General features: G+C 74.3%; 15 protein-coding genes and 1 pseudogene. 6 read left to right on the forward strand and 10 right to left on the reverse strand.

The features are described from left to right. Nucleotides 1-73: 73 nt before the first annotated feature. On the reverse strand, nucleotides 74-616 hold the full coding sequence (locus tag ACWERV_RS28630) for a hypothetical protein (RefSeq protein WP_452938413.1): 543 nt from the start codon (nucleotides 614-616) through the stop codon (nucleotides 74-76). 141 nt (nucleotides 617-757) lie between these two features. Here ACWERV_RS28630 and ACWERV_RS28635 point away from each other — a divergent pair, with 141 nt between their 5' ends. Then, nucleotides 758-1675, forward strand: a complete 918-nt coding sequence (locus ACWERV_RS28635) for an NADP-dependent oxidoreductase (protein WP_452938451.1) — start codon at nucleotides 758-760, stop codon at nucleotides 1673-1675. 29 nt (nucleotides 1676-1704) lie between these two features. On the opposite strand, the gene ACWERV_RS28640 is transcribed toward ACWERV_RS28635, so the two are convergent. Continuing rightward, nucleotides 1705-2256 (reverse strand): TetR/AcrR family transcriptional regulator, encoded by a 552-nt coding sequence (locus ACWERV_RS28640; RefSeq protein ID WP_452938415.1) that lies wholly within the window; start codon nucleotides 2254-2256, stop codon nucleotides 1705-1707. Nucleotides 2257-2370: 114 nt separating this feature from the next. On the opposite strand from ACWERV_RS28640, the gene ACWERV_RS28645 reads away from it, so the two are divergent. Next, nucleotides 2371-3420, forward strand: a complete 1050-nt coding sequence (locus ACWERV_RS28645; RefSeq protein WP_398189575.1) for an aldo/keto reductase — start codon at nucleotides 2371-2373, stop codon at nucleotides 3418-3420. Between the two features lie 9 nt (nucleotides 3421-3429). Here the strand turns inward: ACWERV_RS28645 and asnB are convergent, their stop codons facing one another. The 5 genes from asnB to ACWERV_RS28670 form a co-directional block, all read right to left on the reverse strand. Next, nucleotides 3430-5259 carry an asparagine synthase (glutamine-hydrolyzing) gene (gene asnB / locus ACWERV_RS28650; RefSeq protein WP_452938418.1) on the reverse strand — a complete coding sequence of 610 codons (1830 nt, stop codon included), beginning with the start codon at nucleotides 5257-5259 and terminating at the stop codon, nucleotides 3430-3432. Nucleotides 5260-5385: 126 nt separating this feature from the next. Then, nucleotides 5386-6774: a cytosine permease gene (locus ACWERV_RS28655; RefSeq protein ID WP_452938421.1), complete on the reverse strand. Its 1389-nt coding sequence runs from the start codon at nucleotides 6772-6774 to the stop codon at nucleotides 5386-5388. Between the two features lie 31 nt (nucleotides 6775-6805). Beyond that, nucleotides 6806-8308, reverse strand: coding sequence for an oxamate carbamoyltransferase subunit AllG family protein (locus tag ACWERV_RS28660; protein WP_452938423.1), 1503 nt, complete (start codon nucleotides 8306-8308; stop codon nucleotides 6806-6808). After that, a complete protein-coding gene (fdrA, locus tag ACWERV_RS28665) occupies nucleotides 8305-9855 on the reverse strand; it encodes an acyl-CoA synthetase FdrA (RefSeq protein WP_452938426.1) in 1551 nt (516 codons plus the stop codon). The genes ACWERV_RS28660 and fdrA overlap by 4 nt, the downstream gene beginning before the upstream one ends. Further along, the gene (locus ACWERV_RS28670; RefSeq protein WP_452938428.1) at nucleotides 9852-10772 is read right to left on the reverse strand and encodes an oxamate carbamoyltransferase subunit AllH family protein; all 921 of its coding nucleotides are present in this window, start codon (nucleotides 10770-10772) and stop codon (nucleotides 9852-9854) included. Before ACWERV_RS28670 ends, fdrA begins: the two co-directional genes overlap by 4 nt. Before the next feature lie 125 nt (nucleotides 10773-10897). On the opposite strand from ACWERV_RS28670, the gene ACWERV_RS28675 reads away from it, so the two are divergent. Beyond that, complete coding sequence (locus tag ACWERV_RS28675; RefSeq protein WP_452938430.1) at nucleotides 10898-11833, forward strand: carbamate kinase; 936 nt, start codon at nucleotides 10898-10900, stop codon at nucleotides 11831-11833. Between the two features lie 388 nt (nucleotides 11834-12221). On the opposite strand, the gene ACWERV_RS28680 is transcribed toward ACWERV_RS28675, so the two are convergent. Further along, the gene (locus ACWERV_RS28680; protein WP_398189557.1) at nucleotides 12222-12875 is read right to left on the reverse strand and encodes a GntR family transcriptional regulator; all 654 of its coding nucleotides are present in this window, start codon (nucleotides 12873-12875) and stop codon (nucleotides 12222-12224) included. Nucleotides 12876-12978: 103 nt separating this feature from the next. After that, complete coding sequence (locus ACWERV_RS28685) at nucleotides 12979-14988, reverse strand: lamin tail domain-containing protein (RefSeq protein ID WP_452938433.1); 2010 nt, start codon at nucleotides 14986-14988, stop codon at nucleotides 12979-12981. A gap of 266 nt (nucleotides 14989-15254) precedes the next feature. Here ACWERV_RS28685 and ACWERV_RS28690 point away from each other — a divergent pair, with 266 nt between their 5' ends. The 3 genes from ACWERV_RS28690 to ACWERV_RS28700 all read left to right on the forward strand — a co-directional run bounded on the left by ACWERV_RS28690 (nucleotide 15255) and on the right by ACWERV_RS28700 (nucleotide 21928). Continuing rightward, the gene (locus tag ACWERV_RS28690; RefSeq protein ID WP_452938435.1) at nucleotides 15255-16766 is read left to right on the forward strand and encodes a cryptochrome/photolyase family protein; all 1512 of its coding nucleotides are present in this window, start codon (nucleotides 15255-15257) and stop codon (nucleotides 16764-16766) included. Nucleotides 16767-16858: 92 nt separating this feature from the next. After that, nucleotides 16859-17884 carry a helix-turn-helix domain-containing protein gene (locus ACWERV_RS28695; RefSeq protein WP_452938438.1) on the forward strand — a complete coding sequence of 342 codons (1026 nt, stop codon included), beginning with the start codon at nucleotides 16859-16861 and terminating at the stop codon, nucleotides 17882-17884. Nucleotides 17885-18082: 198 nt separating this feature from the next. Beyond that, entirely contained in the window at nucleotides 18083-21928 is a 3846-nt protein-coding gene (locus ACWERV_RS28700) for a S8 family serine peptidase (protein WP_452938442.1), read from the forward strand. A 78-nt stretch (nucleotides 21929-22006) separates the two neighbouring features. Here ACWERV_RS28700 and ACWERV_RS28705 read toward each other — a convergent pair. Next, nucleotides 22007-22097, reverse strand: a pseudogene (locus tag ACWERV_RS28705) (transglycosylase SLT domain-containing protein); the annotation flags it as partial.

Below are 22097 nucleotides of genomic sequence, written 5' to 3' on the forward strand. Positions count from 1 at the left end.
CCGTCGTCCGGGCGGCCGGTGTCCTGGGCGGCAGCGGGCGCGCCCTGCGGACGGCCCCGCCCCGGCCGCGGGCTCAGTGCGTCAGGGCGTTCGCGCTCACGATGAACAGGCCGAGCAGGACGTCCACCAGGCCGACGCGGCAGGCCGGTCCCCAGCCCTGGCCCGCCGCCCGAGCCGCCAGCAGCCCCCAGCCGAAGAGCGCGACGGTGTTGACGGTGAGGATCACGTCGACGGCGCTCCCCTCGCCCCACCATCCGGCGGCGGCGCCCAGCAGCGCGGCCACCGTCGGGAGGACCGCGGCGACCAGGGGCCACTCGGCCAGTACCGAGCGGACGCTCTGCGCGGTGGCGCGCCTTCCGCCGGGCGCCCAGTGGGCGACGGCGTGCGCGTAGCCGTGGGCCGCGGCGGCGGCCAGCGCCGCGACCAGGATCCACAGCGCGTCGTAGCCCGCGTTGGGCCTGCCCTCGCCCTCGTCGAGAGCGGAGGCGAGCGCGCTGGCGAGCACGGTCCCGTACACGCCGCCGAACAGCAGCCGCTGGAGCGGCACCCCCAGGGGCGCGGGCGTGCCGGGCCGCGCGCCCTCCGGGAGGGCGCCGCCGCCGGACGGAAGCGTCATGCCGCCACGATGTCACCGGGGGCGGAGGCGGACGCCGAGACGCGCCGCACCGCCTTCCGGATCGGCGGCGGCGCCCGTGGTGGGATGAGGGATGTCGGGGGCAACGGCGTGCGGAGAGGTCGGAAGATGGCCGACAAGACCATGCGGGCGATCGTCTACGGGGAGTTCGGCGGCACGGAGGTGCTGCGCGAGGAGCGGGTGCCGCTGCCGAAGGTCGCCCCGGGCGAGGTGCTGGTCAAGGTGCGCTGCGCGGGGGTCAACCCGGTGGACTGGAAGGTCATGGCGGGCGGGCTGGACAGCATGATGGACGTGGTGTTCCCGGCGATCCCCGGCTGGGACGTCTCCGGCACCGTCGCGGAGGTCGGCATCGACGTGCCCGAGTTCGCCGTCGGCGACGAGGTGATGGGGTACGCGCGCAAGGACTACGTGCACGGCGGCACCTTCGCCGAGTACGTCAGCGCGCCCGTGCGCACCCTCGCGCCCAAGCCCGCCGCGCTGGACTGGGCGCAGGCCGCCGGGCTGCCGCTGGCCGGGCTCACCGCCTACCAGGTGCTGACGCGGCTGCGCACCGGCGAGGGCGACACCGTGCTGGTACACAACGCGGCGGGCGGTGTCGGCTCGCTCGCGGTGCAGATCGCCCGCTCGCTCGGCGCCCGCGTCATCGGCACGGCCTCCCCCCGCAACCACGAGCGGCTGCGCGCGCTGGGCTGCGAGCCGGTCGCGTACGGGGACGGGCTCGCCGAGCGGGTCCGCGCGCTGGCCCCGGACGGGGTCGACGTGGTCGCGGACTTCGTCGGCGGGGTGCTCGACAGCACGCTCGCGGTGCTGGCCGCGGACGGGCGGCACGCGTCGATCGCCGACCCGGCCGTGCTCGGCGCGGGCGGCCAGTGGATGTGGGTGCGGCCGGTCGCGGCGGACCTGGCCGCGCTGGGGCGGCTCGCCGACGCGGGCGGCCTCACGGTGGACGTCGCGGAGACCTTCGCGCTGGGCGACCTCGCGGCGGCGTTCGCCCGCAGCCAGGAGGGGCACACCGCCGGGAAGATCGTCGTCGAGGTCTGAGCGCTCCGGGGTCCCGGGACTTCAGCGCGTCAGGGGCGGAAGCCGCGGATCGCCAGGTCCAGCAGGCGCCGGACCTGGACGGCGCCCTCGGGCGTGTCCGGGGTGCGCCACAGGCAGCTCAGCAGCATGACGACGTCGACCGGATCGATGCCGGCGCGGATCTCGCCGGCCCGCTCGCACGCCTCCAGCAGCTCGGCGACGGCGGCGCTGACGGGCGGCCAGGTGGCGCTGACCACCTCCTGCGCCGCGGCGGAGTGCAGCGCCTCCCCCAGCCCGTGCTTGATGCGGACGTAGCCGGTGAGGTCGGTGAACCAGCGGCGCAGCGCGTCCAGCGGGTCCAGGGCGGCCAGCAGCTCCGGCACGGACGCGGCCAGCCGGGCGACGTCGTGCCGGTAGACCTCCAGGATCAGCGCCTCGCGGGTCGGGAAGTGCCGGTAGAGGGTGCCGGGGCCGACGCCCGCCCGTTTGGCGATGGAGTTGAGCGAGGCGTCGGGGGCCTCGGCGAGCGCGTCGTGGGCGACCTGGAGGATCGCCTCCCGGTTCTTGAGCGCGTCGGAGCGCCGCGGCGGCGTGTCGGCCACGGTCCCCTCCCGTCGGGTCGGCGGTCCGCCGCGATTGCTGAACGGAGAGTTCTCCGTTAACGTCGGAAGCGAACCGGAGATGTCTCCGTTCTCTTCCATCATAGGAGCTCCGCCATGCGTTACCTCAAACTGGGCCGCACCGGCCTGGACGTGTCCCCGATCGCGATCGGCGCCATGACCTACGGCGAGCCCGGCCGCGGCCACCCGGTCTGGTCCCTGGACGAGGCCGCCGCCCGCCCGCTGATCCGGCACGCGCTGGAGGCCGGGATCAACTTCTTCGACACCGCCAACATGTACTCCTACGGATCCAGCGAGGAGATCCTCGGCCGCGCCCTGAAGGACTACGCCGACCGCGACGACGTCGTCGTCACCACCAAGGTCCGCCACACCATGCGTCCGGGCCGTCCCAACGGCGGCGGCCTGTCCCGCAAGGCGGTCATGGCCGAGATCGACGCGAGCCTGCGCCGCCTCGGCACCGACCACGTCGACGTCTACATGGTCCACCGCCTCGACACCGACACCCCGCTGGAGGAGACCCTGGAGGCCCTCGACGACGTGGTGCGGGCGGGCAAGGCGCGCTACCTCGGCGCCTCCTCGATGCACGCCTGGCAGTTCGCCAAGGCCCTGCACCTCCAGGAGCGGCACGGCTGGGCCCGCTTCGTCACCATGCAGGACCACTACAACCTGCTGGCCCGCGAGGAGGAGCGCGAGATGCTCCCGCTGTGCGCCGACGAGGGCGTGGCGACCACTGTCTGGAGCCCGCTCGCCCGCGGCCGCCTCGCCCGTCCCTTCGACCGGGCGAACGCGGGCGAGCGGGCCGCCACCGACGGCGGCTTCGCCGACCTGCTCTACGCGGCGGACGCCGACAGCGACCGCCGGATCACCGACGAGGTCGGCGCCGTGGCGAGGGACCGCGGCGTCAGCCGCGCGCAGGTCGCCCTGGCGTGGCTGCGCCGCAATCCCGTGGTGGCCGCGCCGCTGGTCGGCGCGCGGACGACCGGTCAGATCGACGAGGCCGTGGCCTCCCTCGACCTCGTCCTCACCGACGAGGAGGCCCGCCGCCTGGAGGCCCCGTACACCCCGCGATACGACGTCCAGGGCGTCTCGGACACCGCGGAGATGGAGCGGATCAAGGCCCGCATCCCCGGCTACGCGAACACCTGACCTGCCGGGTCACGCCGCCTCGACGACCGGGCGGCGCAGGTCGAACCAGGCGGCGAGGTCGAGCGTGCGCTCCAGGGCGGAGCGCTCCTGCTGGGTGATCTCCGCGGGCGCGGCGAGCGCGGCGGACCGGACGGCCCCGCGGTCGCACAGCGCGAGCCCGGGGTGGTCGGAGGCGAGCAGATCGAGGGCCTGCTCCTGGACGGCCGTCACGTACGCCGGGTCGAAGGTGCCGGGGTAGCCGCTCTTCTTGCGGTCGGCGACCGAGGCGGGCAGCAGGTCGCGGGTCGCGGCGCGCAGCAGGCTCTTCTCCCGGCCGTCGAAGGTCTTGAGCGACCAGGGCGTGTTGAAGACGTACTCCACCAGCCGGTGGTCGCAGAAGGGCACCCGCACCTCCAGGCCGACGGCCATGCTCATCCGGTCCTTGCGGTCCAGCAGCGACTGGACCATGCGGGTCAGATGGAGGTGGCAGACCTCGCGCATCCGCCGCTCCAGGCCCTCCTCGCCGTCCAGCCGGGGCGTCCCGGCGACGGCGGTGCGGTACTGGTCGGCGAGGTAGCCGGGCAGGTCGAGGGCCGTACGCAGGCCGGGGTCGAGGACTTCCGCGGAGTCGAAGACGCCGCCGCCCACGAGCCACGGGAAGGTCTCGACGTCGCGCCGCTCGTCGTGGAACCACGGGTAGCCGCCGAAGACCTCGTCCGCCGACTCGCCGGACAGCGCGACCGTCGACCGCTCGCGTATCGCGCGGAAGAGCAGGTAGAGCGAGTTGTCGCGGTCGCCGATGCCGACCGGCAGGTCGCGCGCGCCCACCGCGGCCCGGCGGACCTCCGGCGCGGCGAGGTCGGCGCCGGCGAGCACCACGTCCTGGTGGTCGCACCGTACGTGCTCGGCGACGGCGTGCACGTACGGGGTGTCCTGGGTGGGGCTGATGTCGACCGGCCGGAAGTGCCGCTCCTGGTCGGGGAAGTCGACGGCGAAGCTGCGGACGGTCTCGCCGCCCGCGGCGAGGTCGCGCGCGGCCAGCGCGGTCATCGCGGACGAGTCGAGCCCGCCGGACAGCAGCATGCAGCGCGGGACGTCCGCGACGAGCTGGCGGGCGATGACGTCCTCCAGCAGTTCGCGCACCCGGCGCACGGTGGCCTCGCGGTCGTCGGTGTGCTCGGTGGCCTCCAGCCGCCAGTAGGCGCGCTCGTGCACACCGCCCGCGTCCACGACCGCGAGGTGGCCGGGACGCAGCTCGCGGATGTCCTTCCACACCGCCAGGCCGGGGGTCTTGGCGAAGGTGAACAGCTCGCGTAAGCCGTCCAGGTCCACCACCGGGCGGCACAGCGGGTTGGCGAGGATCGCCTTGGGCTCGGAGCCGAAGACGACACCGTCGTCGGTCTCGGCGAAGTAGAAGGGCTTGATGCCCATCCGGTCGCGGATCATGACGAGGCGGTCGGTGCGGGCGTCCCAGACGGCCAGCGCATACATGCCGTTGAGGCGCTCGGCGACCGCCTCGCCCCATTCCAGGTAGCCGTGCAGGACGACCTCGGTGTCCGACTCGGTGGTGAAGCGGTGGCCGCGCGAGCGCAGCTCGGCCCGCAGCTCGGTGTAGTTGTAGGCCTCGCCGGAGTAGACCATCGCGACCTGGCCGTCGTCGGTGTCGACGTGCATGGGCTGCGCGCCGCCCGGCAGGTCGATGACCGCGAGCCTGCGGTGCCCGAGGGCGGCGTGCCGGGCCGTCCACGCGCCGCGCGCGTCCGGGCCCCGGCAGGCCATCGTCTCGGTCATCGCCTCCAGGACGTGTCCGTGGGCGGTCAGGTCGCGCCGGTAGCCGACCCAGCCGGTGATTCCGCACATGTGCGTGCCTCCGCGTCAGGGGATTGGGTGCATTTACCATGCACCCGTATGTGACGGGATGGACACGGTGCGCGGCGTTCCCGCGGGTGTCTGGTTTCTCACAGGTAAAATCTTGTTATATACATGTTATTTCGACAGCGGCGTGTCCAGGACATTCCCGCCAGGGCCCTTCCCCTGGAGCTGCGGACCGTATACGCCCTCCGGCTGCGGCAGCACCCGCTCCAGCACGGCGTAGGCGACCACCGCGACGACCAGGCCGGTCACCGCGTCGGACAGCTGCGGGGCCCACCAGTGGGCGATCGCCGCCGCGCCCGCGCCGACCGCCCACGCGCCGAAGGCCGTGGGGCGCACGGCCGCGGTCGGCCTGCTGTCCATGGCGCTGCGGCCGCCGCGGGCCAGGAACTGGTCGGCGATGAGCACACCGCCGAGCGGCGGCACGAACACGCTGAGGATGACCAGCCAGTCCAGGAAGTGGTTCCACACCCCGGCGAGCGCGGCCAGGGTCCCGATCACCCCGAGGACGACCGTCGTGGTGCGCATCCTGCGGCCGGTCAGGTGCGACCAGCCCAGGGCGCCGTTGTAGAGGCAGTGGCTGCACACCGAACCGAGGTTGACGAAGACGAAGACGGCCGCGAGCACGTTGAGGATCCCGGTGTGCTCGCCGGTGAGGATCGGCAGGAAGTCCCCGCCGCCGGTGGCGGGAGCGGCGACCGCGCCCGCCGCGACCACCAGGCCGCCCGTCACCTGGGCGACCACGCTGGCCACCGGGAACGCGCTGACGGTCGCGAGGACCGCCTGCCGCCCGTTGCGCGACCAGCGGGTGAAGTCCGCCGTCATCGTGCCGGAGTCGGCGAAGGTCGCCATCATCATCGACACCGCGGCGCCGAAGGTCAGGCTCGCGTCGCCGCCCACCCCGCCGTACGACAGCACGTCGCCCAGGCCCTGGTTGCGGGCGACGATCACCAGGGCGATACCGCCGGCCAGCAGGAACAGCGGGGCGGCGACCGCGCCCAGCCAGGACAGCGCCCTGATGCCGAGGTAGGTCAGCGCGATGAAGCCGAGCCCGGCCAGGACGGCGACGAGCCGCTCGTGCCAGCCGAAGGCCTGGTGCAGCGTGGCGCCGGTGGCGCCGGTGTTGAAGGCGAACCACCCCACCACCACGGTGGCCAGGAACGCCGAGGCGATCACGTAGCCGGCCCGGCCGAAGGTGCGGGTGGCCTGGAGGGAGAAGCTCTCGCCGGTGGAGCCGGCGCGGTGGCTGAGGATCCCCACGTACAGCAGCATGACGAGGTTGGCCGCGGCGATGGCGGCCAGTCCGCGCCAGAAGCCCAGCATGGCGACGACCACGCCGCCGGGCACCGCGTTGGTGAGGATCATCGGGAAGCCGAACCAGACGGCCGAGACCGTCCAGAGCGACTTGCGGCTGTCCGCGGGGACGGGGCTGTGCTCGAACTCGGCGTCCGGCTCCGGGGATCCGGACGGGGTCGGGTCCGCCGCGGCGTCGTGCGTGTTCATGGCATGTGGCTTCCGGTCGGGCTCTCGTACGTCAGGAGAGGGCGTCGGCGGGGGATGCTGCGGAATCTGCGGCCGCGGCCGGGCCGGAGAAGAGGCCAGCCAGCGCGGTGGCCGCCGCGGTGAAGGCCTCGGCCGGCGGGTGCGTGATGCCCGCGCCGATCATGCCGATGCCGGCCTCCTTGTGGGCGATGGCCGTGTTGATGACCGGGAGGATGCCCGTGTCGAGGACCTTGCGGACGTCGATGCCGGTGGGCAGCCCCTGGAAGTCCAGGGCCGGGATGGTGACGTTGGGGTTCTGCGCGGTGGTGATCTCGCCCATGTCCCGCGTGTAGCCCATGGCCTCCTGCACCGTGCCGCCGACCAGCGCCACGATCGCGGGCGCGGCCGACATCGCGAAGCCGCCGAAGCCGTACGTCTCGGTGATCGCGCTGTCGCCGATGTCCAGGCCGGAGTCCTCCGGCTTGTAGCCGGCGAACATCGGGCCGACGACCCGCTGCGCCGGGCCGGTGAACCAGCGGCCCGGCAGCCCGCTGACGCGGATGCCGAACTCGACGCCGTTGCGCGCCATGGTGGTGACGATCGTGGAGTCGGGGATGCCGTGCGCGGCGTCGAGGGCGGCCTTGGCCATCGCCATCCACGTCGGCCCGGAGAAGTAGTCCGAGCTGGCGATGAAGTCGAAGACCTCCTTCTTCTGCTCGGTGCCGAAGGACGTCCGGATCAGCGAGGAGCTGAGCGCCTGAGCGAGCAGCAGGGTGCCCGCGTTGTTGCGGTTGTGGCACTCGTCGCCCATGTGGACGGCCTGCGAGAGCATCAGGCGCAGGTCGATCGGCCCGCCGATCTCGACGGCCTCCTTGAGCATCGGCCCCAGGACGTCCCGCATCCACACCAGCCGGTCGATGACGCTGCGGTCGTTGGCGCCCATCCGCAGGATCTTCGCCATCTGCTCGGACAGGTTGGTGTACGCGGTGTTGCCGTGCGTCTCGTTGCGCACGACGTGCATGTACATCGACGCCGACGTGACACCGGCCATCGAGCCGACGCAGTCGTGCTCGTGGCACGGCGCGAAGGTGATCGCGCCGGACGCGGCCAGCTCGGCTGCGGCGTCCAGGTCCTCGGCCAGGCCCTCGAAGACGAGCGCGCCGGTGACCGCGCCCTTCATCGCACCGGCCATCTTCTCCCAGGTGATGGGCGGGCCGGAGTGCAGGATCGTGGTGGGCGTCATGCCCGGGACGACGTCCAGCGCGCGGCCGAAGCCGACGAGCATCGGGCGGGCGGCGGTGATCCGCGCGACCGCCTCCTCGTTGGCCGCCGCGATGCGCGCGGCCGTCTGCGGCTCGTCGAGGACGTCGAGGGCGCGGGCCGCCTCGGGGCTGCCGCCGCCGGGCGGGGTCCAGTCGACCGTCGTGACCTGCGCGCCCTGGGCCGCGATGTCCTGCTCGAACATGGCCAGGCCGACGTTGACGACGACGGGCGGGCCCGCGAACAGCGCGGCGGCGGGGGTGGTCTGCGGGGCGGCTGCGGTGGTGTCGGTCATGCCTGCTGGGCCTTCCGTGCGATCTCACGGGCGAACCGGCCCGTCTCGGTGCTGCTGGTGGTGACGGTGACGCCGGCGGCCCGCAGGGCCTCGGTCTGGGCGGCGACCGACGGGGTGTCCAGGTCGGTGCCGAGGACGTAGCCGACGATCTCCAGGTGGCGGCCGGCCGCGCGGGCGACGTCCTGGGCCTGCGCGATGGCGGGCAGCGTGCTGCCGACCGGGTCCTCGTGCGCGCCGAAGCCGAGCACGAAGTCCATGACGACGACGGCGACCTCGGGGTCGGCGGCCTCCGCGACCAGGCGCTCCAGGCGCACCGAGGGGTCGATCATGGGGTGCGGGCGGCCGTTGGTGAAGTCGTCGTCCCCGAAGTCGAGGAAGGTGTGGCCGGTGCTGGGCGCGGTGGCGGCCAGCCGGCGGGCCGGGTCCTTCTGGATGTTGCTCCAGACGTCGAAGCCCGCGTCGCGCACCGCGTACATCGTCTCGTCGCACAGGGTGCCGCCGCAGAACAGGCCGCGGACGTAGGTCTGCCCCGCGGTGAGCCGGGCGGCGACCGCGTCCGCGGCGGCCGTGACGTCCAGCTCCTCGGTGGCCGCGGGCTCGATGCCGGCCAGCCGCACCGCCTGGTGGGCGGCGTCGTGGCTGTCGGCGGCGAAGTGCCCGCCGGCCGCGGCGACCGCCTCCTGCGAACCGCCGATGAAGTAGACGACGACGGGCTTGCCCGCGGCGGCGACCTCGGCGAGCACCTTCTTCTCGACCGAGGGGGCCGGGGGCTTGGAGACCAGCACGATCACGTCGGTGCCGGGGTCGGCGGCGAGCGCGCGGATGCCGTCGGTCATCATGATGCCGCCGACCTCCTCGCTGAGGTCACGGCCGCCGGTGCCGATGAGCTGCGAGATGCCGCCGCCGAGGGCGTGCACGCGGACGCTGACCTCCTGCGAGCCGGTGCCGGAGGCGGCGACGAGGCCGACACGGCCGGGGCGCACCTTGTTGCCGAAGCACAGCGCGACATTGCCGATGACGGCGGTGCCGCAGTCCGGGCCCATCATGAACAGGCCGCGCTCGTGCGCGAGCTGCTTGAGGGCGACCTCGTCCGCGACGGACACGTTGTCGCTGAAGAGCATCACGTGCAGGCCGCTCAGCAGGGCCTTGCGCGCCTCGCGCGCGGCGTAGGCGCCGTTGACGGCGATGACCGCGAGGTTGGCGCCCGGGGTCGCCGCGGCGGCGGCCGGCAGGGTGCGGTGGGCGACCGCCCCGGGGGCCGCGGCGGCCGGGGCCTTGCGCTGGAGCAGCTCGCCGACCTGGGCGAGCAGGGCGTCGGTGTCGGCCTCCGGCGCGGTGACCAGGACGATCATCAGGTCGCCGTTGCCCGCGTCCCGCAGCTCGTCGGTCAGCAGGCCCAGGTTGTCCAGGACCTGCTTGTTCATCTCGGTGCCCATGGCGGTGAACGCCTGCTCGACGCCGTCCAGGCCGTTGGCCTTGGTGGAGACGGACATCAGGGACACGGAGTCGAAGTAGGTGTTCTTCCGTACGACTGCTGTGGTGCTCACAGCGGACCTCGCAGTTCTTCTTCCAGGTGGAGCCCGGCCGCCAGGCCGGACAGGGTGTCGCTGCCCGAGGTGTGGCCGACGGCCAGCACCGCGCGGACCGGAGCGTGCAGGTCGAGCGGGCCCGCCGCACCTTCCAGCAGCCGCAGCAGGTCCAGGAGTTCGGCGCGGGCCCGGCCGCGGGCGGCCTCGCGCAGGGTCGCGAGGGCGACGTCGGTGGTGCGGCCCGGGTGGGCGTCCAGCACCTCGCGCAGCACGGGGACGAAACCGGCCAGGGCGCTGCCCGGCAGGGCGGCGACGAACACCAGCCCGGTCAGGAAGTCGTCCCCGGCCGGGGTCAGCCCGGGGCCGAGACCCAGCAGGGCGAGCACCCCGCGGCGGGTCGCCGCGGTGTCGCGGGCGCGGATGCCCGCGGTCAGCTCCGCCCGCCCGGTGTGCAGGGCCCGGACGACGGCGTCGTCCATCGGGCCCGCGCCCGGGGCCGCGCCGAGCATGCCGCCACGGGGGCCGTACGTGTGGTTGAGGCGGTCGATCCGGGCGGCCGCCGCGGCGCACGCACCCGCCGGGAGACCGGCCAGCGTCGGCCGGATGGTATACCAATGCCTCGCCCCCGCGACGGTGAGGCACAAGGGGCGCCCCGGCACCGCGAGGGTGAGGCAGCCGGGCGCGAAGGCGACCGGCTGCCCAGCGGCGAGACCGCGCCCCGCCCAGCCGCCGACATCGGCGGTGAGCGTCCGCGGGGCGTCGCCCGAGCCGCGCGCGGCCAGCGCGATGAGCGCGTCCTCCGGGGTCAGCACGTTGACGACACGGGCGAAGACGGAGTGGACGCGGCCGGTGCCGCTCCCGGCGCCCAGCTGCCGCAGCAGCTCCGCGTCGCCGGACTCCACACGCACCGCGGCCGCTGCCCCATGGCCTGCCATCGCGCCCTCCTTCCGCCGTTCCGGCCGGGCACGCCCGCGCACCCGCGCGGACTCCCGGCAACTCCTCCATATTGGTATACCATTCTTGTTCGACAAGCGAACACACGTAAGGCAGGGACAACCACATGCGCATCGTCGTCGCCCTCGGAGGCAATGCACTGGCCAGGCGCGGGGAGCCGATGACGGCCGGGCACCTGCGCGCCAACGTGCGCGGGGCCTGCCAGGCGCTCGCCGGGCTCGCCCGCGAGCACGAGGTGGTCATCACGCACGGCAACGGGCCGCAGGTCGGCCTGCTGGCACTGCAGAACCTCGCCTACCAGGACGTGGCCGCCTACCCGCTGGACATCCTCGGCGCCGAGACGCAGGGCATGATCGGCTACGTCATCCAGCAGGAGCTGTCCAACGCGCTGGCCGGGGAGCGCGAGGTCGCCGCGATCGTCACCACGACGGAGGTGGACGAGGCGGACCCCGCGTTCGAGCGCCCCACCAAGCTGATCGGCCCGCAGTACTCGGCGCAGGACGCCGCCGAGGCCGCCGCCGAGTACCGGTGGACGATCGCCCGCGACGGCGGCGCCTTCCGCCGCGTCGTCCCGTCCCCGAACCCGCTGCGCATCATGCAGGCGCCGCTGGTGAGCCGGCTGCTGGACGGCGGCACCCTCGTGGTGTGCGTCGGCGGCGGCGGGGTGCCGGTGCGCACCGACTCGCGCGGCCGCCAGGTCGGCATGCAGGCCGTGGTCGACAAGGACCTCGCCAGCGCGGCGCTCGCCGCCGACCTGGGCGCGGACATGCTGATCATGCTCACCGACGGCGACTTCGTCAGCGAGAACTGGGGCACCCCCGAGCAGCGCGACATCCTCACCGCCTCCCCCGAGGGCCTGTCCCAGCTCGCCTTCGCCGAGGGCTCGATGCAGCCCAAGGTGGACGCGGCGGTACGCGTCGCCAAGGCGGGCGGCCGCGCGCTCATCGGCCCCCTGGAGCGGCTGGACGACCTGCTGGCACGCAAGGTCGGCACCGAGATCCGCCCGGACCTGCCGGAGGGCATCATCTTCACGAGCGCGTGACGCGCCGCGGGCTCCGGGAGCCCGCGCCCGGCTGCTCCGCGGCGAGCGGGGACGCCCGGGGCCGTCACCAGCTCCTCCCCGGCGAGCGGGAACACCCGGGGGGCGGGTGCCCGGAGCCCGTCAACGGCCCCTTCGCGGCGAGCAGGAACACCCGGGGGGGCGGGTACCCGGAGCCCGTCAACGGTCCCTCCGCGGCGAGCAGGAACACCCGGGGCAGCCAGGGTCCGTGACCGGGCCCTTCGCGGCAGCCGGGGACGCCGGGGCCTGTGTGGTCCGCGGCGAGCGGAGCGCCGGGGCTCGGGGCGCGGGAGGGCGCCGGGCTCGGGGGGCCGGACCGCGGCGGCCGGAGAACGCGGGGCAGGGAGGCGCCCGGCGCGGCCCGCTGCGGCTACTCCGCGGCGGTCACCGCGCGCCGGGCGGCGGCGCGGCTGCCGCTGGCCTCCAGGTGGCGGGCGGCCAGCTCCTCGACGCCGGGGACGTCGCGCGCCTCGATCGCCCGGTAGAGGGCCTCGTGCTCCTCGGCGACGGCGGTGAAGTCGTCGTGCTGCCCGAGCAGCCAGCGCAGCCTGCTGCGCAGCGTCAGGTCCAGCTCGTTCAGCAGCGCGTTGTCGGCCAGCTCGGTGACCGTCTCGTGGAAGGCGGCGGCCGCCCGCCGGGCGGCGGCCCCGTCGCCCCGGGCGGCGGCCGACAGTTCCTCGTCCAGCCGGGCGCGCAGCTTCGCCAGCCCGGCCCTGGTACGGCGCTGCGCGGCCAGCCGGAAGCCGAGCGTCTCCAGCGCGGACCGCACCTCGTTGAGGTCCGAGACGTCGGTGGGGCTGAATTCCCGCACCACCGCCCAGGTCCGCGGCCGCGGGGTCACCAGCCCCTCGCCGACCAGCCCGCGCAGCGCGTCCCGCACGGGCAGCCGGCTCACCCCCAGCTCGGCGGCGATCTCCCGCTCGACCAGCCGGCTGCCGGGCGCCCGGGTGCCGTCGGTGATCTGGTCGCGCAGGACGCGCATGACCCGCTCCGACTCGGGTGTGAATTCCTCAGCGCCTGTCATGCGCTCATTTTCGCACCGGCCCCCGCCGGGCCCCGGCACGGCGGCGCCCCCGGCCGCGCGGTGCGGCCGGGGGCGTCGTGCCCGGGGGCGGGTCGGCGGGCGTTCAGCAGGGGAAGGTGCCGCTGTAGAGGGCGTGCCCGCTGGAGGACGTCTTGGAGCCGAAGCCGTAGATGCCGTCGTCGGACCAGACCGCCTCGCGCGAGCCGCCGACGCAGGTCGAGGCGGGCGCGAGGGCGAAGCCCTCCAGGTTGTCCGCGGGCATCACGGCGGGGTTGGTGTAGGTCACGTCGGGGACGATCGCGCCGCCGGAGACCTTCATGAAGGTGTGGGTCTCACCGCAGGTGTTGTCGCAGGTGGCGACGATGCGCTGGGTCGCCGTGTCGAACTCCACGTCCATGACGGACGTCTTGCCCGTCGCGATCGTGCCGAAGGTCGTGAACGTGCCGTCGGAGTTGAGGCCGTACACGTGCAGCGAGCCGTCCCACTCCAGGCCCGCGAAGTACAGGCCCGCGCCGTGCAGCGGGTAGTCCGCCGGGTCGTAGGCGGCGCCGGTGCGCGGGTCGGTCCAGCCGCCCGCGGTCAGCCAGCTGTCGGGGACGTAGCCGACGCCCTCGAAGCCCAGGTTGGCGTCGTCCTTGTCGCCGGTGTCGAGCTGCGGGAACTGGGAGGTCATGTCCCACTGGTGCAGCGGGGAGAGGGTCGAGCCGGTCGCGGCCGGGTCGTACTCCAGGACCGTGTCCTTCGGGACGGTGTTCTTGGTGTTGTCGCGCTCGGAGGTCACGTAGAGGTGGCCGTTGCCGCCGACCGTCACGCCCTCGGAGTCGGGCTCGCCGGAGCCGCCGGAGAAGCGGATCTGCTTGCCGGTCGTGCTCCACGAGGAGTCCGGGATCCAGGTGCTGCCGCTCTTGACCAGCTTGAACAGCCAGTTCTTGTTCTTGACGGCCCACAGCACCGACGGGTTCGCCGGGTCGAAGGCCAGGCCGCTCACGTCACGGCCCTCGGGCCCGGTGGACGTGGTGAAGGCGCAGACGCGGTCGGCGATCGTGACGTCGGCCCCGCCGGGCCAGGCCTGGGTGCCGGAGGGGGCGGAGTGCGAGCCGCTGGGCGCCTCGGGGGTGCAGCCGCTGGTGAGCGAGCCGCCGCCGCCGAGCAGTTGGCCGGGCTGACCGCCGCCGGTGCCGCCGGTGGTCCCGCCCGTGGTGCTCCCGCCGGTCGTCGTACCGCCGCCCGAGCAGGAGTTGGCGCTGCCGAGGGTCGCGGTCGCGGCGGTCCGGAACCAGCCGGTGCCGTCGGCGCAGCGCTCGTCCGAGGGCTTGGCGCCGTCGGTCGCCCAGCTCACCGAGTCGACGGTGTCGCCGCTGCCGTCGAGAAGGAAGAGCGAGTCGTTGTCGCCGAGGCCGATGGTGGAGTCGAAGGTGACGTAGCCGCCCGCGGGGATGCTGGTCGCGCTCGGCGAGGAGGACGAGATCTTCGCCGCGGAGTGGCCGGTGTCGCCGTCGGTGTACTTCCACGCGCTGATGCTGACCGCGCTCGTGCCGCCGTTGTACAGCTCCACGGTGTCCGAGCCGTCGGAGGTGACCTCGTTGACGCGTACCCGGCTCGCGGCCGGGAGGGAGGACGGGCAGCCGGGGGCGTTCGCGGAGCCGAAGGTGGCCGCGGCGGCGGTCGTGACCCATGCCCCGGTCCCGTCGCCGCCGCACCGCGCCATCGCGGGCTTGGCCTTGTCCGTGGCCCAGTCGACCCGGTCGACGACCGTACCGCCGGAGGTGTAGATCACCAGCTTGTCGGAGTCCCCCAGCCCCTTGGGGGAGGTGAAGGTGACGAAGCCGCCCGCCGGGACCGTGCCGGAGGACGGGCTGAAGGACTGCGCGGAGAAGCTGTCGTCCGACATCTTCCAGCCGCTGATGCTCACCGCGGTCGAGCCGGTGTTGTACAGCTCCACGGTGTCGTTGCCCGAGGAGGTGACCTCGTTGATCCGGATGTTCTGGTAGCCGGCCGGGTCGGCGGCCGCCGCGGGCTGCGCGGCGAGCACCCCGGCGACGGCGAGACCGGAAAACGTCAGAGCCGCGGCGCACAGGGAGGCGGCGCCGGCACGCGAGTGAGTTGTAGGCACGAGGCCGAACTCTGGAGACGGAACGTGGAGACCGCGTGTACGCCGCCTGAACGCCGCCTGCTGCCGACCGGAACGCCGGACGCCGCTTCCGGCTCCCGTCCGGGGCCGCCTGACGACATGGCGCCTCGCCCGTCGGAGTGAGCCTGCGGGCGCGCGGGCCCCGCGTCGCCGATCATGCCGGGGACGGCACGCGTACCGACCCGCGCGCGGACCGGCGGACGGAATTTGCGTACCGCCGGGCGGCGCGCACGACCGGAGAGGTGGAGATGGCTGATCCGCACTGGCTGTTCGGCGACCAGCTCGGCCCCGGCTTCCTGCGCCCGGACGCGCACGGCGGGGGTCCGGGCCGCGACAGCCCTGTCGTGATGATCGAGGCCCGCTCGGTCTTCCGCCGCCGCCGCTTCCACCGGGCGAAGGCCCATCTGCTGCTGTCGGCCATGCGGCACCGGGCGGCCGAACTCGGCGACCGCGTCCGCTATGTCCGGGCCGACACCTACCGGGAGGGGCTGCGCGCGGCGGTGCCCAGCGGGCCGGTCACGGTGCACCACCCCACCTCCCGCGCCGCGCTGGCGCTGGTCGGGCGCCTGGAGCAGGTCCGGGTGCTGCCCGCCCGGGGCTTCCTCGTCCCGCACGACGCCTTCGCGTCCTGGGCGGACGGGCGCGAGGGGCACCGGCTGCGGCAGGAGGACTTCTACCGGTGGGTCAGGCGCACGCACGGCCTGCTGATGGACGGCGCCGAGCCGGCCGGCGGGGTGTGGAACCTGGACCGGGACAACCGCGAGCCGCCGCCCCCCGGTGCCGCCTCGCTCGGCGCGCCCGCGCCCTACCGCCCGCGCGAGGACGCCGTCGACGACGAGGTCCGGCGCGACCTGGACGCGTGGGAGCGGACCGGTGACGTGAGCTTCGCCGGGCGCGACGGGCCGCGGATGTTCCCCGCCACGCGCCGCGAGGCCCTGGCGGCGCTGCGCCGCTTCGTCGACACCCGGCTCGCCGGGTTCGGCCCGCACGAGGACGCGATGCTCGCCGGGGACCCGGTCATGAGCCACAGCCTGCTGTCGTCCTCGCTCAACCTCGGGCTGCTCGACCCGGCCGAATGCGTGGAGCGGGCGGAGGAGGCGTGGCGGGCGGGCCGGGCGCCGCTCAGCAGCGTGGAGGGCTTCGTACGGCAGATCGCCGGGTGGCGCGAGTACGTCTGGCAGCTGTACTGGCACTTCGGTGAGGACTACCGGGGGCGCAACGCGCTCGGGCACCACGGGGGGCTGCCGGAGTGGTTCACCGCACTGGACGCGGACGCGGTCACCGCGCGGTGCCTGTCCACCGTGCTGGCGCAGGTCCGCGACACCGGCTGGACACACCACATCCCGCGCCTGATGGTGCTGGGCAGCCACGCCCTCCAGCAGGGCTGGGATCCCGCGGAGCTGACGGACTGGTTCCACCGCAACTTCGTCGACGGCTACGACTGGGTGATGCTGCCCAACGTCGTCGGCATGTCGCAGTACGCGGACGGCGGGCGCATGACGACCAAGCCGTACACCTCCGGCGGCGCCTACATCGACAGGATGAGCGACCTGTGCGGCTCCTGCGCCTACCGTCCCGGGGAGCGCAGCGGCGAGCGGGCGTGCCCGTTCACGCGCGGCTACTGGTCCTTCCTGCACCGCCATCGTGACCGGCTCGGCGCGAACCCGCGCACCGCCCGCGCCGTCTCCGGCCTGGACCGCCTCGCCGACCTCGACGCGCTGCTGCGCGAGGAGCGGCGGCGCGGGGACACGCCGCCGTGACTCCCACCCGCCGGGCGGGCGGCGGGTGTTGACAGCAGTTGTACGGGACATGAAGACTCCCCGCACGGATTGTTCCAGCTCCGGGGGTGCCGATGCTGGCTCCGCTCGGGATCCCGCCGGAGCAGGAGCGGTTGTACGTGCTGCTGATCGCCCGGCCGGGCAGTTCGGCCGCCGAGGTGGCCGAGCGGGCGGGGATCGGCGTGGCGGAGGCGGTCGCCCGGCTCGACGAGATGGCGGCGGGCGGGCTCGTCGTCGGCGAGGAGCCGCCGCCCTTCGACGACGCCGGGCCGCGCGAGGCCGGTGCCCGCACCTACCGGGCCGCGTCGCCCTCGGTCGCGCTCGCCCCGCTGCTGGTCCGCCGCCGCACCTCGCTCGACGAGGCGGGCGCGGCCGTCGCGGCGCTCGGGGAGCAATTCCGCAGCGCCTCCTCGCGCGCGGCGGGCGGGGTGGTGGAGGTGGTGTCGGGGCCGGTCCCGATACGCCACCGGCTCGGGCAGCTCATCGGCGGCGCCCGGCGCGAGGTGCTGATCTTCCTCGCGGAGTCGGTCGTCGCGGTGGAGCGCGACAGCGTCTACCCGATGGAGCGCGACGCGCTGCTGCGCGGGGTGGACTTCCGCGCGATGATCACCCGCAGCCATCTGGAGGTCCCCGGCATGTGGGACGACGTGCGCGAGGTCACCGGCCTCGGCATGAAGATGCGGGTGACGCCGGACATCCCGATGCGGCTGATCATCTCCGACCGCGCCAACGCCATGGTGCCGCTGTCGCTCGGCGAGGAGCCCGGACACGCGGACACGGTGGTCGTGCACGGTACGGGCCTGGTGGCCGCGCTGGTGCTGCTCTTCGAGGAGTACTGGCAGCGTGCCCGGCCGCTTCCGGTGCCCGGCGTGCCCACCGGCCCCGGCCCCGAGCCCGCGGGGGCGCAGCCCGGCGACCTGGACCGGCAGATCCTCGCGCTGCTCGCCCTCGACGTCACCGACCGGACCATCGCCGCCCAGCTCGACCTGTCCCTGCGGACGGTCGAGCGCAAGATCCGCGCCCTGATGGACCTGGCCTCGGTCGGCTCGCGCTTCCAGCTCGGCGCCGAGGCCGTCGCCCGCGGCTGGCTGAGCCGCTGAGCCGCCGAGCCGCGCGCGGGGCTCGGGCGTATCCGCCCTTACCGCCGCGCATCCGGCGACCTGACGCGCCGTCAGCGGCGGCAGGCTTCCGTCATGGCGGCGAACCGTCACGCCGAAGTGTTCTGCCTGCTCATCCGCGCCCGAAGAATGTGCTGCGTTCCGCGTTCCGCGTTCCACGCACCGTATGGAGGGCACCACGTGAGATCCCCGACCAGGCGCGGGCGGCTGCTGACCGCCGTCGGCGCCGTCCTGGCGGCGGTGGCGGCGACCCCGTCGATCGCGCAGGCCGCACCGTCCCGGACCGTCCCGCAGCCCGGCCCCCGGGCCGCCGCCCCCGCCACCGCCACCGCCACCGCGAGCACCGTCACCCTGGTGACCGGCGACCGGGTGACCGTGACCACGCTCGCCGACGGGCGCGCGGCGGCCACCGTCACCCGCCCGGCGAACCTGACCGGCGGTGTGCAGACCAGGACCGTCGGCAAGGACCTGTACGTCTATCCGTCGGAAGTCCTCCCCTACGTCGCCGCGGGCGTCCTGGACCAGCGGCTGTTCGACGTCACCGCCCTGATCGCCGACGGCTACGACGACGCCCACGCCTCGTCGCTGCCGCTGATCGTGCAGTACGGCGGCACCTCGGCGCGCACCGCCCCCGCCGTGCCGCGCGGCCTGTCCGCCCGGCTCGACCTGCCCGCCGTGCACGGCAGGGCGGTGAACCAGAACCGGTCGGACGCGGCCGCCTTCTGGCAGGCCGTCACCCCGGCGGCGGCGCTGACCCGCGCACAGGCCAGGGCCGCGCAGCGGCAGGGCACGGACGGCGGCGCGGCGGGCGCGAAGGCCCGGTCCGCGGACGGCGCGGCCGTCTTCGGCGCGAACATCAGCCACATCTGGCTGGACGGCAAGGTCAGGGCGACGCTCGCCGACAGCACCGCGCAGATCGGCGCCCCCGCCGTGTGGCAGGCGGGCGCCGACGGCAGGGGCGTGGACGTCGCCGTCCTCGACAGCGGCATCGACGCCGGGCACCCGGACCTGGCGGGCCAGGTGGCCGCCTCGGAGAGCTTCGTCCCCGGCCAGGACACCACCGACCGTCTCGGCCACGGCACCCACACCGCCTCCACGATCGCGGGCACCGGCGCCGCCTCGGACGGCAAGGAGAAGGGCGTCGCGCCCGGCTCCCGGCTGCTGGTCGGCAAGGTGCTGGGCGACGACGGCTTCGGCGACGAGTCGTGGATCATCGCGGGCATGCAGTGGGCGGCGCAGACCCAGCACGCCAAGGTCATCAGCATGAGCCTGGGCTCCACCGAGGTCAGCGACGGCACCGACCCGATGAGCCAGGCCGTGAACGACCTCAGCGACTCCACCGGCGCGCTGTTCGTCATCGCCGCGGGCAACACCGGGGCGGGCGGCATCGGTTCGCCCGGCGCCGCCACCTCCGCGCTCACCGTCGGCGCGGTCGACTCCGCCGACCAGCTGGCGTACTTCTCCAGCTGGGGCCCGCGCTCCGGGGACGGCGGTCTCAAGCCCGAGATCACCGCGCCGGGCGTGGACATCCTCGCCGCCCGCTCGCAGTACTCGGCCGAGGGCTCCGGCCCGTACATCACGATGAGCGGGACGTCCATGGCGACCCCGCACGTCGCGGGCGCGGCGGCGCTGGTCGCGCAGGAGCACCCCGGCTGGAGCGGGCAGCAGATCAAGGACGCCCTGGTCAGCACCGCGCACGAGACCCCGGACATCCCCGTCACGCAGGGCGGCGGCGGACGGCTCGACGTGCAGGCGGCGGCGCTCGGCGACGTGCGCGCCACGGCGACCGCCTGGGCGGGCTTCTACCCGTGGCCGCACACCGCGGACGCCCCGGCGACCAGGACGGTCACCTACACCAACTCCGGCACTACCGGTGTCACCCTCGCCCTGAAGGCCGCCGCCACCGGCCCCGACGGCGCGGACGCGTCGGCCGCCTTCGCCCTCTCCGCGTCCACGGTCACCGTCCCCGCGGGCGGCAGCGCCTCGGTCGAGGTGACCGCCGACCCGGCGAAAGCACCGTACGGGGTGAGCGACGGGCAGCTGGAGGCCTCGGCGGCGGACGGCTCGGTGGTGGCGCACACCCTCATCGGCATCGACCGCGAGGAGGAGCGCTACAACCTGACGATCACCACGGCCGACCGGTCCGGCGCTCCCGTCGCGGGCTACGCGGTGGTCTACCGCACCGGCGAGACGACGCCTTACCAGGTGGAGGTCCCGGACAGCGGCAAGCTGGTGATGCGGCTGCCCAAGGGCGAGTACTCGGTGCTGATGTACGCCGACCTGCCGGGCGCGGCGGGCCCCGACGACCTCGGCCTCGGCGTGCTGTCCGTCCCCCAGCTCCAGCTGGACGGCGACCGCACCGCCGCGCTGGACGCCCGCAAGGCGCACCGCGTCTCGGCGGTCACCCCGCAGCGGTCGGAGGACCAGCTGACGCGGGTGGAGTGGAACCGGGTCGCCGGGGACTTCGCCCTCAACGAGAACTACCTGCTGCCCGTCTCGTACACCAGCGTGTGGGCGCAGTCCACGGCCAAGGTGAGCAGCGGCAGCTTCGCCTTCGACACCCGCTGGCGCAAGGGCGCGCCGCTGCTGACCGCCGCCGCCAAGGGCCCGCACGGGGCGGCCGCGGACCTGTCGGGCCTGCTGGTGCAGGCGGGCTCCACGCTGCTGCCGGCCGGCCGCAGCAAGCTCCCCGTCGTCTCCGCAGGCCTCGGCCGCACCGCCGACTACGCGGGCCTGAACGCCCGGGGCAAGGCCGTGGTCGTCCGCTACGACCGGCAGGCCGACCCGGCCGCGCAGGCCGCCGCCGACACCGCGCAGGCCGCGGCCGCCGTCGCCGCGGGCGCCCGGCTGCTGCTGGTCGTGGGCGACACCCCCGGCAGGCTGTCGGCCTGGTACGGCGCGGACGACTACACCTCGCGCTCACCGGTCGAGGTGGCGTCCCTGCCGAGCACGCAGGGCGCCGCGCTCGCCGCCGCCGCCGCACGCGGCAAGCTGACGCTGGACGTGACCTCGACGCCGACCTCGCCGTACGTCTACGACCTGGTCGAGCGGCACGACGGGGCGATACCGGCCGCCGACCTGACCTACGCGCCCAGGGCGCGCGACCTGGCGCGGATCGACTCGCGCTTCGCGGGCAGCGCCGCCGACCCCGGTGACAACGGCCGCTACGACATGCAGGACTTCGACCGGTTCGGGGTCGGCCTGCAGAGCGTCCAGACGCTGGGCACGTCCCGTACCGACTGGGTCACCCCGGGTGGCGACCGCTTCGGCTGGTACGAGGAGTCGGACAACCCGGTGGTCCAGGAGCGCTCGCTGATCACCCACCCGGCCAAGGGCTCCACCACGCGGAGCGACTGGTTCCTGCCCGTCTACCACCCCCGGATGAACGACAGCCAGTCGCTGCCGAACCGGCAGGGCGACTTCTTCGTCCTGAACGTCCCCGGCTGGGGCGACTCCGGCTCCGGCCACAACGGCTTCGACCTCAACCTGTGGGGCGAGGAGGACAACCTGCACGAGACCGTCACCCTCTACCAGGGCGGCAAGGACCTCGGGTCCACCGTCTACCAGCAGCTCGCCGTCGATGCGCCGAGCAGCGACCCGCTGCCCTACCGGCTGGTCGCCGAGACCAGCCAGGACGGCGTCCTGCCCAGCTCGCCGAGCACCCGCACCGAATGGGGCTTCACCTCGGGCAACGGCTACGCCGACCTGCCGCTGCTGCAGCTCGACTACGGCGTCAACACCGACCTCGCGGGCCGGGCGCACCGGACCGCGCCGCTCACGCTGACCGCCTCCCACCTGCCCGGCGTCACCGGCGCCGGAACGGTCACCGGGGCCACCCTCCAGGTCTCCTACGACGACGGCGCCACCTGGACCGCCCTCCACCTCAAGCGCGGGCACGGCGCCACCTGGAGCACCACCGTCAAGGCTCCGCGCTCGGCCGCACGGGTCTCGCTGCGCGCCACCGCGAAGGACGACGCGGGCAACACCGTCAGCCAGACCGTGCTCGGGGCGTACGCGCTGCAGTAGGCGTATCCGGACACGCCGGAGGGCGGCGGGGCCGTATCGGCCCCGCCGCCCTCCGTATCGCTTTTCTCCGGCGCCGGATCAGTACGCGGAGTCCACGTTGTCCATCGTGCCGTAACGGTCGGCCGCGTAATTGCAGGCGGCGGTGATGTTGGCGACCGGGTCGTAGATG

Source organism: Streptomyces sp. NPDC004031, from assembly GCF_053604375.1.

Excerpts from the sequence above, each read along its gene's own strand:
- asnB (WP_452938418.1), bottom strand. The coding sequence starts at position 5,259 with ATGTGCGGAATCACCGGCTGGGTCGGCTACCGGCGCGACCTGACCGCC.
- ACWERV_RS28670 (WP_452938428.1), bottom strand. The coding sequence starts at position 10,772 with ATGGCAGGCCATGGGGCAGCGGCCGCGGTGCGTGTGGAGTCCGGCGAC.
- ACWERV_RS28655 (WP_452938421.1), bottom strand. The coding sequence starts at position 6,774 with ATGAACACGCACGACGCCGCGGCGGACCCGACCCCGTCCGGATCCCCG.
- ACWERV_RS28660 (WP_452938423.1), bottom strand. The coding sequence starts at position 8,308 with ATGACCGACACCACCGCAGCCGCCCCGCAGACCACCCCCGCCGCCGCG.
- ACWERV_RS28630 (WP_452938413.1), bottom strand. The coding sequence starts at position 616 with ATGACGCTTCCGTCCGGCGGCGGCGCCCTCCCGGAGGGCGCGCGGCCC.
- ACWERV_RS28635 (WP_452938451.1), top strand. The coding sequence starts at position 758 with ATGCGGGCGATCGTCTACGGGGAGTTCGGCGGCACGGAGGTGCTGCGC.
- ACWERV_RS28645 (WP_398189575.1), top strand. The coding sequence starts at position 2,371 with ATGCGTTACCTCAAACTGGGCCGCACCGGCCTGGACGTGTCCCCGATC.
- ACWERV_RS28680 (WP_398189557.1), bottom strand. The coding sequence starts at position 12,875 with ATGACAGGCGCTGAGGAATTCACACCCGAGTCGGAGCGGGTCATGCGC.
- ACWERV_RS28675 (WP_452938430.1), top strand. The coding sequence starts at position 10,898 with ATGCGCATCGTCGTCGCCCTCGGAGGCAATGCACTGGCCAGGCGCGGG.
- ACWERV_RS28695 (WP_452938438.1), top strand. The coding sequence starts at position 16,859 with ATGCTGGCTCCGCTCGGGATCCCGCCGGAGCAGGAGCGGTTGTACGTG.
- ACWERV_RS28690 (WP_452938435.1), top strand. The coding sequence starts at position 15,255 with ATGGCTGATCCGCACTGGCTGTTCGGCGACCAGCTCGGCCCCGGCTTC.